General features: G+C 30.2%; 12 protein-coding genes. All 12 read left to right on the top strand.

The annotated features are described in order from the left end of the window. The first annotated feature begins 178 nt into the window (after positions 1 to 178). The 12 genes from ACTNBA_RS06200 to ACTNBA_RS06145 all read left to right on the top strand — a co-directional run bounded on the left by ACTNBA_RS06200 (position 179) and on the right by ACTNBA_RS06145 (position 13792). The gene (locus ACTNBA_RS06200) at positions 179 to 2167 is read left to right on the top strand and encodes a phage tail protein (RefSeq protein ID WP_441073059.1); all 1989 of its coding nucleotides are present in this window, start codon (positions 179 to 181) and stop codon (positions 2165 to 2167) included. After that, a complete protein-coding gene (locus tag ACTNBA_RS06195) occupies positions 2167 to 2859 on the top strand; it encodes a phage distal tail protein (protein WP_441073058.1) in 693 nt (230 codons plus the stop codon). The genes ACTNBA_RS06200 and ACTNBA_RS06195 overlap by 1 nt, the downstream gene beginning before the upstream one ends. A gap of 149 nt (positions 2860 to 3008) precedes the next feature. Next, positions 3009 to 3398, top strand: a complete 390-nt coding sequence (locus ACTNBA_RS06190) for a DUF1617 family protein (RefSeq protein ID WP_441073057.1) — start codon at positions 3009 to 3011, stop codon at positions 3396 to 3398. Positions 3399 to 3435: 37 nt separating this feature from the next. Next, positions 3436 to 7746 carry a phage tail spike protein gene (locus ACTNBA_RS06185; protein WP_441073056.1) on the top strand — a complete coding sequence of 1437 codons (4311 nt, stop codon included), beginning with the start codon at positions 3436 to 3438 and terminating at the stop codon, positions 7744 to 7746. Positions 7747 to 7796: 50 nt separating this feature from the next. After that, positions 7797 to 8000 carry a BhlA/UviB family holin-like peptide gene (locus ACTNBA_RS06180; protein ID WP_441073055.1) on the top strand — a complete coding sequence of 68 codons (204 nt, stop codon included), beginning with the start codon at positions 7797 to 7799 and terminating at the stop codon, positions 7998 to 8000. A gap of 9 nt (positions 8001 to 8009) precedes the next feature. Next, a complete protein-coding gene (locus tag ACTNBA_RS06175) occupies positions 8010 to 8207 on the top strand; it encodes a hypothetical protein (RefSeq protein WP_441073054.1) in 198 nt (65 codons plus the stop codon). A gap of 46 nt (positions 8208 to 8253) precedes the next feature. Beyond that, a complete protein-coding gene (locus ACTNBA_RS06170; RefSeq protein WP_441073053.1) occupies positions 8254 to 9162 on the top strand; it encodes a glycoside hydrolase family 25 protein in 909 nt (302 codons plus the stop codon). 104 nt (positions 9163 to 9266) lie between these two features. Then, positions 9267 to 9485 (top strand): LexA family protein, encoded by a 219-nt coding sequence (locus tag ACTNBA_RS06165; RefSeq protein ID WP_441073052.1) that lies wholly within the window; start codon positions 9267 to 9269, stop codon positions 9483 to 9485. 426 nt (positions 9486 to 9911) lie between these two features. Further along, entirely contained in the window at positions 9912 to 10307 is a 396-nt protein-coding gene (locus tag ACTNBA_RS06160; RefSeq protein WP_035129410.1) for a hypothetical protein, read from the top strand. A 277-nt stretch (positions 10308 to 10584) separates the two neighbouring features. Further along, entirely contained in the window at positions 10585 to 10716 is a 132-nt protein-coding gene (locus ACTNBA_RS06155) for a GNAT family N-acetyltransferase (RefSeq protein WP_198028539.1), read from the top strand. An 80-nt stretch (positions 10717 to 10796) separates the two neighbouring features. Continuing rightward, entirely contained in the window at positions 10797 to 11264 is a 468-nt protein-coding gene (locus ACTNBA_RS06150; protein WP_441073051.1) for a hypothetical protein, read from the top strand. A gap of 449 nt (positions 11265 to 11713) precedes the next feature. Next, positions 11714 to 13792, top strand: coding sequence for an efflux RND transporter permease subunit (locus tag ACTNBA_RS06145; protein ID WP_441073050.1), 2079 nt, complete (start codon positions 11714 to 11716; stop codon positions 13790 to 13792).

Genomic DNA, 13792 nt, shown 5'->3' with positions numbered 1-13792 from the left:
AGTAAAAGTAAAATGTCCATTTTGTAATAAATTATTAATTAAAGCTGATTACATCAAAGGAGAAATAAAATGTAGTAGATGTAAGAGGTTAATAAATATAGAAATAAAAAAGCCAGAGCTTAGAGCCACACCATAGAGTAGTGAGCCATAGCCTGCTTTATAAAAGGCAGGTGATATTATGTCAAATATTATAATTGATAGAAAAGAACTATTAGTTGACTTAACAAAAATAAATATAGAAATAAATAATACCATAAACCAAACAATGAATAATACTATAAATAACTTTGAAGAAAAAGCTAATGAGGTAAAAGAAAAAAGTAGTAAAACTATGTCAGACTTAGCTATGGACATTGGTAAATCAAGTATAAAGGCATTTAGCAATATTACAAAAGCTATTGGAAAAGTTGGCTCTTATGGAATAAGTGCTGGAAAACAGTTTGCACAAGGCGTATCTAAAATAGCAGATTTTAGCCAAAATGCAGGAGCAGAAATAGAAAAGCTAAATGCAACAGCGGCAACTATGGAAGAGGGTTTAGGCCGTGAAGTTACTATATTTAAAAGCTCACTAATGAGTCTTGGAAAAGATATGAGTGATAGCGTAGATGCCCCATTAAAAGAAATAACAGCTTCAGCAACAGATATGATAGGACAGCTATCTTCAGCATTCAATGAAGGTGGATTCGAAGGACTTGCAGGTAGTGTTGGAGATGTATTTGCTAATATGTTATCAAATATATCAGAAAAATTACCGCTTATACTTCAGAGTGGTATAGATATTATTTTGGCGCTTATTAATGGAATATCTGAAACGTTACCAGAGTTAATTCCGATGGCTGTACAAGCTTTGTTGAGTATAGTAAATACCATCATAGAAAATCTGCCACAAGTTATAGGGGCAGCCATCCAAATAATAATGGCTCTAATACAAGGAATAATTGAAGCATTACCACTATTAATTGAACAAGTTCCAAATATAATAATTGGAATAGTATCAGCAGTTATTGAGAGTTTGCCATTAATTATAGAGGCAGCCATTCAAATAATAATGACTGTAATACAAGTAATAACTGAATTATTCCCACTATTAATTGAACAAATTCTAAATATAATAAATGGAATAGTATCAGCAGTTATTGAGAATTTACCATTAATTATAGAGGCAGCCATTCAAATAATAATGGCTCTGATACAAGGCATAACTGAAGCATTACCACTATTAATTGAACAAATTCCAATTATAATAAATGGAATAGTATCAGCAGTTATTGAGAATTTACCATTAATTATAGAGGCAGCCATTCAAATAATAATGGCTCTAATACAAGGAATAATTGAAGCATTACCACTATTAATTGCACAAATTCCAAATATAATAAATGGAATAGTATCAGCAGTTGCGGAAAATTTACCATTAATTATAGAGGCAGCCATTCAAATAATAATGGCTCTAATACAAGGAATAATTGAAGCATTGCCACTATTAATTGCACAAATTCCAAATATAATAAATGGAATAGTATCAGCAGTTATTAATAATTTACCATCAATTATTAGTGCAGCCATTCAAATAATAATGGCTTTAATACAAGGACTTATTAAAGCAATTCCTATGTTAGTAGGTAGTATACCTACTATAATATCTGCAATAATAAATGCTTTTGCTCAAGCTAATTGGAAACAAATAGGTACAAACTGTTTGGATGGTCTAACAAATGGTCTTTTAGCAGGGGTTAGTGCAGTAGTGAATACAGCAAAAAATATAGCCAGCAGTATAGCAGATGGATTTAAAAGCTTTTTTGGAATCCATTCACCATCAACTCTGTTTAGAGATATGATAGGTAAAAACCTTATTAAAGGTATTGGTGTAGGTATTGATGTAGAAACTCCAAATCTTGAAAAAGAAGTAGATGGTAATCTAGAGGATCTAACAAGAAAAATGAGAACTACAATTGATTTTGAAACTACTAATGTTTCTGCCAATATGGCAATGAACTCTAGCTATAGAGCTGCTATGGAAACTCCATATACTAATCTAAATAATAATGATATTCAAGAAGATAGTACATTTATAGTTCCAGTATATATGGATAGCGAAAAAATATCCGAGTATACTTATAAAAAAGTTGATGGTAAATTTGCTTTAGCTGGAAAGAGGGTGAGATAGTGTTTATAAATAATATTAATATAAGTAACTTTAAAGCAAAATTGTTAGATAGAAATATAGGAACAGCTGAAATTGATATTATAAACAATTGGAGTGCTAACTCACTTAATCCATATATATCTAATAAGTTTAGATATAAATATAAGGTACTTAAACTTACTTTAGATATAATATGCAGTAATGATGATGAGATAGAGATAATGAAGAGTATTCTTATTAAGCAATTAGCCATATCAACAATAAAATTTCATGATATAGACATTTATTATAGGGGTTTTATAAGTGATACTCCATCATCAAAGCATATAGTAGAAGGAAATGAAATTCTAGAAGTGACTATGCTTGTTGTAGCTGAGAAAGAAGAGAAAATTGAAATCATGAATAGAATTAATAATAAAACTATAAATGTAGATGGTGATATAGAAATACCGGCTATAGTTGAAATAATACCTTCTATATCTATTGCAGATATAGTAATCAATGGATTAAGTTATAACCCTATTATTATTAAAAACTTAATAGGGGGTAAAAGGGTAACAATAGGAGAAGATACTGTAACAGTTGATGGAATTAATAAGTTTAGTGATTGCGATATGTGGGAATTTCCTACACTTAAACCAGGAATTAATACAATTACTGTTAGCAGAAATAATGTAGATATAAATATTAAATATAAACCTAGATATATCTAGATGAAAAGATGATCAATGTGTTAAAAGCAACTAAGAAGTTAGCATTTACAAAAAATAATGAGATAGAAGATCTACAATTTGCTTACGTGATTGAATTTTATAAAAATTTATATATTGGTAAAAGAATTGGTTTTAGGAGGTACTTTATAATGATTATAAAATTAAACAATAACCGAATAGTAAATGATGCTCCAGTTTTAGGAGCAATATCACAAAAAAAATTACCTATAAAAGTTTCCTATGTTTTAGCTAAGAATATAGCAAAAATAGAAGATGAACTTAAGTTATACAACAAAGAAAAACAAAAACTTATTGATATGTATAGTATTAAAGACGAAGAGGGAAAACCTTTAATAGAAGATAATAATATAAGGATTGCAGAGGAATATATAATGGACTGGAATCGAGATATTAAAGATCTATTAGATATAGAGAATGAAATAGATATTCATAAATTTCAAATAGATGAACTTGTAAACTCTGATTGTGTTATGAGTCCAATGGAGTTAATGCTTATAGATTATATGATAGAGGAGTAATCCCTAAAACTCTTGATACAGAGAAAGGAGATTAATAATGCTACAATTATATGACTTAAACAAAGTTAAAATAAGTAATTTAACTTTATATAAAGACCTTAAAATACAAAGTGTTCTTAGCAATGGAGATAAGACACTTTCTTTTTCATATCCATCTAGATTCTCCGATGAGATTAAAGAAGAGGGGTATATAAGAACTAAAACTCATGAGTTTGTAATAAAAGAAATTTCAACTAATGGAGAGTGGAAATCTATTCAAGCAGTTCTTAATGTAGAAGACTTAGAGGGTAAGACTTGGGAACACTTTGATACTTCTGATCAAACTATAGCTGAATGTTTGACACTTGCACTAGCTGGAACAGGTTGGATAATAGGATATTGCAATGAGACTAAAAAGAGAACCATAAGAAAAATTAATTGTAGTACGTGGGATATAATCCAAGATATTAAGAAAACCTATTTTGTAGAAATGGAGTTTGATACACTTAATAAAAGGATAAATATAGCCAAAAAGCTTGGAAATGACAAGGGAGTCTATTTTATAGACTCTCTAAATTTAAGAGATTTAGATGTAAAAAGTAATTCTTATGATTTTTGTACAAGACTTATTGCCATAGGAGAAAACGACTTAAAAGTTACAGTAGAAAATTATCAATATTCTTCAAAAAAGAAAACTATTATATGGAAGGCTGAAAAATATACAGATGAAAATTCACTTAGAGAAGATGCGATTGCAAAGTTAGAAGAGTTAAGTAAACCTTATAAAAGTTATGGAGCTGATATAGTAGATCTCGCAAGCATTAATGATAAGTATAGTATTTTATCATATGGTCTTGGAGACATAATTACTCTTATATCTAAAGAAGAAGGTATTAAAGAAAAGCAAAGAATAGTTAAAATGGTAGAATATCCAGATGAACCTGATAAGAATACATGTGAGATAGCAAACACTATATTGACATTTGAGGATATGCAAAAGGAATATGAAGATACTTCGAAAACCGTAAATAATATTACTAGTAGTAACGGAACTATATCTGAAGGGGCTATAAAGGGTACAGTAGAAAAAATTACAATTAAAAAGGCAGATATAGAAAGCCTTAATGCAGTTGAAATTAGAGTTGGTGATCTTGAGGCTACAAGTGCTACAATAACACAACTAGATGCAGCTAATGCTAATATAGTAAAGTTACAGGCTGATAAAGCAGATATAACAGAACTTAATGCTGGTGTAGGAAGAATAGAGATATTAGAAAGTAGCGTAGGAGATATACAAACTCTTGTAAATGGAAACCTTACATCTAACAATATCCAGTCTTTAATCCTTACCTCCGATAAAGTCACTGTAGACAATGGCTTCATCAAAAACGCCATGATTGAGAATCTAGATGTTAGTAAAATTAATTCCGGAGATATATCTACTAATAAGTTCAAGATAAAATCTGATAATGGTGGAATTGAAATAACAGGTGCTACCCAACAATTTAAGGATAAGAATAATAGAGTTAGAATACAAATGGGACAGGATATCAAAGGTGATTTTAATTTTATTTTAAGAGGAGAAGATGGAACTACCACTCTTATAGACCACAGAGGAATTAAGGAAAATGCTATAGGTGATGACCTCATAAAAGGTAATATGATTTCTGAGAATTCTGTAGGTGGTAAGCAGATAGATTATAATAGTTTCATAGAAGAATTTAATAAAGATACTAACACACATACCCTAAAATCTTCTAAAGTAATGATAGATGAAAAAGGCCAAACTTTGAATGTAGCTTTTAATGAACTTAACAATACAGTAGATGGTGTAAAAACTATTACAGAAAGTAATACAACTGCTATAAATGTTCAGCAAGGCAAGATAAGTGCATTAATAAGTAACACTACAATAGTTAAGGATGGAGTAACTACACAGTTAAAGGATGCTTATAATTCTACAGTAGCTACAGTAGATTCTATTAGTAGTACTATAAGTAGTCATACGACTACTATAAATGAATTAACCGGTCAAATAACTGGTGTGGATACTAGGACAAATGAAATAAAAAGGACACTAGATGGTACAGTAGCAACAGTTAGTTCTCATAGTGCAAGTATTAATGGACTTAATAGTACAGTAAGTACACAAAGTTCCACAATTGCTCAAATGAAAGATTCTATAGCTTTAAAAGTTGAAGCAATTCAAGTTACAAATATCGTAAACGGGGCTATAGATAGAATTGAGGTTGGTGGTAGGAATTTATTTATTCTTAAAAATGTAGGTAAATACAAAGCATCTCATAATAACATAGGAGATACCGCTAATATTGTTATCGAGAACTATACTTTTAATATTATTGCAAATCCTTCTGATTTATTGGGATGCACAATTTATAATATTAAAGATAAGCTTATTATAAGTGGTGAAACAAACTTAACTACTTTAACACCTCATTATACTTTCTACAATGAAAATGGTACTGTTGCCCAAGTACAACGAAGTCTGACGATTACGGTAGAAGATGATAAGTTTAAATTTATTTTAGATGTACCACCAAATGCTTTTAAAATGGAAATAGGACTTGGATTATACCCATATGCATCTCCATATTGGCTTAAAAATGTGAAAATAGAAAAAGGCAACAAAGCTACAAATTGGACACCAGCACCAGAAGACACACAAGAGCAAATAACTACAGTATCTAAAAGAACTGCTACAATAGAAACTAACTTAACTGGTATTACTAACAGAGTATCTAGTGTAGAGCAGACTACAACAACTATAGATGGTAAAGTAAAGGATATGGACACTAGGCTTAAAACAGCTGAAGTAAAAATTACTGATAGTGCAATAATATCTGCAGTAAGTAGTACAATTAATACTGCAAAGAATGATGCCATTGAGTTAGCAAAAGCAATTAGTGAAGGTAAGATGATTTATGCAGATGCTACATTTACAAAAGGCAATAATGGACTAAATGTTTACAATAATTCCGGAGGGGCACATACTACAGTAACAAGGATAGCAAAACCTAGTGATTGCCCAACTACATCTACGCACTGTATTGAGGTAAAAACAATTGGAGGAACTACAAGCCCTGGATTAGGCGGGTTTTATTTTGGAAATACGGCTAGACCAAATGCTATTTTCATATTAAAAATGATAGCTAAAATTCCAGTAGGAAGTAAATTAATGTTTGCATCTAACGCCTATGGAAGTGGTGGGAGTGCTAAATGGTTGACGAGTAATGCGGGAACTGGACAATGGGAAGAGTATATTCATAAAGTTACTTGTGGTAGTGATGGTACTTTCTCTACGACCAACTTCTTCTATATAGACAAAGGGACTATACCTTTTATGTGGCGTATAGCATCAGCAACTATTTATGATATTACAGATACTGCTGATTTAACTATGAGAATTAATAGTGCAGAACAGAAGATTACTGATACCGCAATTGTATCTACGGTTAGAAGCTCAACTTCTTATAAATCTGATCTAGGAGCAAAGGTTTCTTCCAATGCTATTATTTCTTGTATTAATCAAACTGCCGAATCTATAAAAATAAGTGCTAGTAAAATAAATCTTACTGGATATGTCACCATGACGAACCTAAGCACCGCTGGACAAACAATTATTGATGGTGGAAACATTAAAGCTAATACAATATCTTTAGAGCGTTTAAAATCTGCGACAAACAACCCTATTATAAGATTATTTGGAAAATGTAGTTTAGATGCAACTGCTAAAGACGAGTTGGGAGTAGGAACTGCAATTCGTTTAAAATGGAATGAAAACACTTATATTCGTATCGCCGAAGATGCTACAGACATATACCAAAATGGTATTGCTAGGTTTAGATTTTATCCTAATTATCTGGATTGCAAAGCGCCAAGCATTTACTTTGCAGACCAGTGCAAAATAGATGCTAGTGCTGGTACGTTTAGATTTTATATTTCTAAAAGCGTAGATACGGGAATAAGAATATCTCCGGATGGTACTATTAGTTTTATGGTTGCCGGAACACCTAGACATGTATTTAACACAAACGGAACGAAAGCTGGAGGAACTATAGTTGTAGATGGAGCGACACTTGGAATGTCTCCAATAGATAGTCCAAAGGTATTATTAGAAGATGTGTTGTTCGATATAGATATAAAAGAGGAAGGAACTACAGTATCTTTAGACAGTACATTCCTTAAGACTATATCTACTTATGCAGTATTCTGTAGTAATCCAGGGGTAATTATAGTTTCTAAGGATAGAACTAGCTTTACAGTAAGAGGATATAATGGAAAAGTTGATTTTAGAGTGATAGGCTACAGAATAGGATACGAAGAACAATATTATCAAGTTGTTGGTTAAGAGATTAGAGAAATCTAGTCTCTTTTATTATGTAAAAAGGAAGGTGTAGGATGGAAAATGAAATAGTTAAAATGGTTGCTAGTCAAGGAGTGTTTGCAGTATTTTTTGCATATCTTCTTTTTTATGTCTTAAAAGAGAACTCAAAGAGAGAGGGGAAATACCAGGAGATAATTTCAGACCTAACACAAAGGTTTAATATTCTAGATCATGTTAAAAAAAGTGTAGATAAAATAGAGGAAAAGTTAGAAAGGTAGGTTTTAACTATGGAATTATTAAAAGGTTTATTACAGATTAAAAAGCTTATAGCATTACTATTAACTATAGTATTTGCGATATTAAGCCTAAGAGGTTTTATAAGTTCTTCAGAGTTTCTAACCATATTTAGTATGGTAATTGCTTTTTATTTTGGACAGTCTAGTGCAAGACAGGCCATTAAAGAAAATAAGATAGATTTAGAGTAAGGGAAACCTTGCTCTTTTGCTTTTTAAATTTAAGGAGGAATGGATTATGAAATTAAGAGGGATAGATGTATCACATCACCAAGGGACTATAGATTGGGATAAGGTTAAAAGTCAAATAGATTATGCAATTTTAAGTATAGGATATGGTGATAACATAACAAGCCAGGATGACAAGCAATTCCATAGAAATGCTAAAGAATGTACTAGACTTGGCATACCCTTTGGAGTTTATATTTATTCTTATGCAACCTCAATATCACAAGCCAAAAGTGAAGCAGATCATGTCCTAAGATTAATAAAAGGATATGAACTAAAATATCCAGTTTATTATGATTTAGAAGATGCAGGGACTACAGGTAAGTGCTCTAATAAATTTATAGCAGATATTGCAGAGGTATTTTGTAATACTATAGAAAAAGCTGGTTATTGGGCAGGTATTTATGCAAATACATCCTGGTTTAGTAATAAGCTAACAGATAACAGGTTTAATAAATGGGTTAAGTGGGTGGCTCAATATAATACAACTTGTACCTATAAAGGTAAACATGATATGTGGCAATATGCTAGTGATGGAAGAGTAAATGGTATTAGTGGTAATGTAGATATGAACTATTGCTATGTTGATTATCCTGAATTAATTAATCCTAAAGCTAACTTATCTAAACCAACAAAACCAAAACCTAGTACAGATACCAAAGAAGATAAGAAAATGGATTATATTATACAATATTCAAATGCAACAGACCAAGCTATAGCTGAGGTAATAGCTGATAGGATTAACTGTCCAACAATAAACTGTTTAAGACCATATGCTTACTATGGACAGTATAAAACAGTTATTGCAGTAGGAGAAGCTAAGAATAAGAGTGGACATACAAATGTACTTATCCAGGGTAAGAATAGAGAGGAAACATTAGATAAGGCTATAGATTATTGTAAGAAGTTAGGTAAATAATATTTAAGGCTAGTAGGGAGTAAAATCTTTATTAGTCTTTTTATAAACACATAATTGAAAAGAGAACAAATGTTTGATAAAATGTATTTATAGGGGGTTATAAAATGTTGACTAAAAAGCAAGGGATAGTTCTTAATGCCATAAATGAATATGTACAGAGGGAGAGTATTTCACCAACAGTTAGAGAGTTATGTGATATTGTAGGTATAACATCTACATCTACGGTTCATGCACATTTAAATAAGCTTGAAGAAAAGGGATATATAACAAGAAAAAGAGAATCTCCAAGGAGTATAAGAGTAGTAAAAGAATACAACATATAGAGTTTTAATAGGATTATATTTTATATGAGTAAAGATTAGGTTAATTATACTGAGACCTAGTCTTTTAAATATGTTAAGTTTATTAGAAATACTTTTATGCTCTCATTATTAGGATTGCTACTAATTTCATACTTATGAATATAAGAATAGCCTATGCCTATATATTGAAGGTCTTGAAGAGGCAAAATTTTGAAATTTATATGTAGTTGTTAAAAGAACTCCGTTAGATATTTGTAAGTAGTACAAAGAAGTGATCAAATGAATGTTAACGGACTTTATAATTTATATAGGAAACTATTTAACTATTTAAATAGTTGTTTTATTCATGCGGGTTTGAAGGAATTCAGATTATAGGTGATGTGAGTAAAGGGTGTATATAAAGATGCAATTTGAAAGATTTTAACAAATATGATATAATGGTAAAGAATGAAATATGTAAGAAAGGTTAAAGAGGTAAGAACAGCAAATAATTTTAATAGATACAAGGAATTAATAGGAAAATTAGACAATTTAGAAGTAAGAATATGGTATAATAAACGTGATAAAAACATTATTAATGAAATAGATAAATCATTATCAATAAAAGAACAAGCAAAGCAAGCTCACTTTTTAAGAAATAAGTATAGAGCACAAGCTAGAAAGCTAATGGCAGATAGAATGTTGGCAGAAAAATTAAGTATTAATAATACTAATCTACCTTTTGAGTATTATGAAAATAAATATTTAAATCAAGGATATAATGATAATGAACTCTATGAAAAGATAATAGCAGCATCTACAAGAACAAATAAAATGGTAAACGTAGCATTAGGAATTGCTTAGTGATTCTAAAAGTGCTACTATCATATTTTCAAGATGAATTTTTAAATTAGCTAAATTAAAAATGTTTTAATTATAAAATATATTTATATAATTTACCAAAAGTGAAATTAAGGGCAGTAGACTAATGAAAGTCTTACTAGCCTTATTTTTATTTCATTTAAATTTAGTATAAAATTGTTTATGGAAATAATAGAAAATTTAGAAAAATATGTTGACCAAGCGACGGGAGTTAGGTACCATAATATTGTAATAATAATTTTAAATGGAGGGTTACAAAATGGAGCAACAATATTTATATACTGATAGGCTTTTACTGCGTAAGTTTACAATAGATGACCATGAGGATTTATATGAATATTTATCTAATTCCAAAGTTGTAAAATATGAACCTTATGATACATATACATAATTTATCTTTGTAAATAATGTATTATTTTCACGTTGACATTGATATATATAGCTTATAAAGAGAATATAGGAGATGAAAAAATGAAAAAAGTATTGTTGATTATAATGTGTTTAAGTGTTGCCGTTACTTCCATGGTAGGATGCAATAAGTCTATTAAAAACTCTAACAAAGATGAAAGCAATGGAACTCAAATTGAGGAACCAGTAGAAGATAATAATGTAAACATAGATATAAGAGATACTGCGATACAAGTTCAAAGTTCACAAGTAGAAAGTGGAGAATTAGAAGGAGAAAAAGTATTTGCAGTAGGAGTTGTATCTTCAATAAATTCTTTAGGGGAGAATATAGACAAAGCTAATTTCATAATCACACAAAATGAAGGAGATGAGGTCAAGTCTTATGTAGTTACATGGGAATTAGGAAAACTTAATTTTAAAAGTTTAAAAATATCAGACGGAGATGTAGTTAGGATTTATGGGGTATTAGAAGGGAAAAATGAAAAAGGTATGCCAATAATTAAATCTTCTCTTATAGATTTGGCAATGTAGTGTATGCGAAATAGCAAGAAATTAATTCTTGCTATTTTTATTTTTATAAAGGAAATAGATTTTAATAGTAAGTATCAGTTGTTACAAATTATTAATAAGTAAATAATTTGTTAATATATTTTTTACTCTTAATGAAGATATTTACAGATATGAAACATAGGTTCAATTTTCAGAAAATTTCATTGGGATCAGAATGGCGATTCTCAATGGAGATAAAGAATAAAGTTAATTTTTATTGAAGGAAAATAGGATTAGAAATTCATTGTTGTAAAAATATTACTTTAAAAAGATGTGATGCTATGAAAAGTGAAGATAAATTAAGATAATGTGCCATGAAAACGTTTTAAGTAGTGAAAAAGTGAAGAAATCTAAGATAAGCGACAATTGATGAAACTGACTGGTCGGTATAGAATTGAGAGATATTAAGGAAAGGGAGATGGACATGAACTATGGCAAAGATATCTAAGAAGATAGCTGAGAGTAGAGTTATAATTTTAGTTTTAGCATTTTTATTACTTATTCCATCTGTATGGGGGTTTATTAAGACTAAAATTAATTACGATATACTAAGCTATTTACCAGATGATTTAGAAACTGTAAAAGCAGAAGAGATTCTAAAAAGAGATTTTGATTGTGGATCACTTAGTATGCTGATAGTAGAAGGTATGGAAGATAAGGATGTAGCAAAAATAAAGGAAAAGGTGGAAAAAATTCAAGGGGTACAAAAGGTATTATGGATAAATGATGTTTTGGATTCACCAATTCCTAAGGATATACTTCCTGGTAGCATACAAGATGTGTTTTATGCTAAGGATTCAACTATGATGGTAATAATGCTAGAGGAAGGTAGTGCTAATATTATTACACAAAATGCTGTAGAAGATATAAGAAAGGTTGCTGGAGAACAAAGCTTTCTAAGTGGGATGGCTGGAATAGTTAAAGATACTAAGGACTTATCAGATAAGGAAACTCCATTTTATGTATTAATAGCAGTAGTATTATCTTTAATAGTTCTAGCACTGACTATGGATTCAGTGGTAATACCAGTTATATTCTTAGGAAGTATAGGAATTGCAGTAATTTATAATATGGGAAGTAATATTATTTTTGGAGAGATATCCTATATAACTAAGGCTCTGTCAGCAATATTGCAACTTGGAGTAACTATGGATTATTCAATTTTCTTACTTCACAGATATGATGAAGAAAGAGAAGTTCAAAAGGACAAAGTAATAGCTATGGCAAATGCTATAGCAAATACAATGATTTCTGTAGCAGGAAGTTCATTAACTACAATAGCTGGATTTTTAGCTCTTTGTACAATGGACTTAGCTCTTGGTAAAGATATAGGGCTAGTTATGGCTAAAGGAGTATTACTTGGAGTTATATGTACAGTAACTGTTTTACCTGCTTTAATTCTTACATTTGATAGGGTTATTCATAAATACAGACATAAAACTTTACTACCAACCTTTGAGAAGACTTCTGAATTTGTGGTAAAACACCATAAAGCCTTTGTATTAATAGGAATTTTAGTATTTATCCCTGCATTTATAGGTAAGGTTAATGCTAAAGTATATTACAATTTAGATGAGTCCCTTCCAAAGGATTTACCATCTATCGTGGGAACCAATAAGTTGAAGAATGACTACGGAATGACATCTACAAACATGATTTTAATTAAAGATAGCCTTGATAACTATAAAGTTAAAGCCATGGCTGATGAACTAGAACAGGTAGATGGGGTATCCTCAGTAATTGCCCTAGAGAAAATATTAGGACCAAGGGTACCAGAGAGCTTTATACCAAAAGATTTATTAGAAAAGATAAGATCAGGAGGCTATGAGCTTTTTGTAGTAAACTCAGAATATAAGGCAGCAACTGATGAGGTAAAGGAACAACTTGTAAAAATAAACGACATAGTAAAAAAATATGATTCTGATGGATTAGTAAGTGGAGAAGCTCCATTGACTAATGACTTAATCAAAATTTCAGATATAGACTTTAAAAATGTTAGTATTGCATCTATAGTAGCTATATTTATAATTATAGCACTAGTATTTATGTCATTAAGTTTGCCGATAATTTTAGTTATTGCTATTGAGCTTGCTATATTTATAAATTTAGGTATTCCTTTCTATACAGGTAGTGTAATTCCTTTCATAGCGTCAATAGTGATAGGAACAATACAATTAGGTGCTACAGTGGATTATGCTATATTATTAACCTCTAGATTTAAAGAAGAACTTGAAATGTCATCAAACAAAATGGATGCTATGAGAATAGCTGTTCAAAGCTCATCTAGATCAATTATTACTAGCGCTTTGACATTCTTTGGGGCTACAGCTGGAGTTGGTATTATATCTAAACTGGAAATGGTAAGTTCTCTATGTACATTAATGGCTAGAGGAGCAATTATAAGTATGTTTGTAATTTTATTTGTATTACCAGGAATTCTGCTAATTAGTGAGAAAGTAATAATAAAAACAAGTAAAGGTTTTATAAAAAATGTTGAGGAGGCTGCATAA

The sequence above is a fragment of the Clostridium sulfidigenes genome (assembly GCF_052067195.1).
Lineage (GTDB): Bacteria > Bacillota > Clostridia > Clostridiales > Clostridiaceae > Clostridium_J > Clostridium_J sulfidigenes.
Note: the sequence above shows the minus strand (reverse complement) of the source record. Positions and strands in the feature narration are given on the sequence as shown.

Excerpts from the sequence above, each read along its gene's own strand:
- ACTNBA_RS06200 (WP_441073059.1), top strand. The coding sequence starts at position 179 with ATGTCAAATATTATAATTGATAGAAAAGAACTATTAGTTGACTTAACA.
- ACTNBA_RS06190 (WP_441073057.1), top strand. The coding sequence starts at position 3,009 with ATGATTATAAAATTAAACAATAACCGAATAGTAAATGATGCTCCAGTT.
- ACTNBA_RS06185 (WP_441073056.1), top strand. The coding sequence starts at position 3,436 with ATGCTACAATTATATGACTTAAACAAAGTTAAAATAAGTAATTTAACT.
- ACTNBA_RS06180 (WP_441073055.1), top strand. The coding sequence starts at position 7,797 with ATGGAAAATGAAATAGTTAAAATGGTTGCTAGTCAAGGAGTGTTTGCA.
- ACTNBA_RS06175 (WP_441073054.1), top strand. The coding sequence starts at position 8,010 with ATGGAATTATTAAAAGGTTTATTACAGATTAAAAAGCTTATAGCATTA.
- ACTNBA_RS06170 (WP_441073053.1), top strand. The coding sequence starts at position 8,254 with ATGAAATTAAGAGGGATAGATGTATCACATCACCAAGGGACTATAGAT.
- ACTNBA_RS06165 (WP_441073052.1), top strand. The coding sequence starts at position 9,267 with ATGTTGACTAAAAAGCAAGGGATAGTTCTTAATGCCATAAATGAATAT.
- ACTNBA_RS06160 (WP_035129410.1), top strand. The coding sequence starts at position 9,912 with ATGAAATATGTAAGAAAGGTTAAAGAGGTAAGAACAGCAAATAATTTT.
- ACTNBA_RS06155 (WP_198028539.1), top strand. The coding sequence starts at position 10,585 with ATGGAGCAACAATATTTATATACTGATAGGCTTTTACTGCGTAAGTTT.
- ACTNBA_RS06150 (WP_441073051.1), top strand. The coding sequence starts at position 10,797 with ATGAAAAAAGTATTGTTGATTATAATGTGTTTAAGTGTTGCCGTTACT.
- ACTNBA_RS06145 (WP_441073050.1), top strand. The coding sequence starts at position 11,714 with ATGGCAAAGATATCTAAGAAGATAGCTGAGAGTAGAGTTATAATTTTA.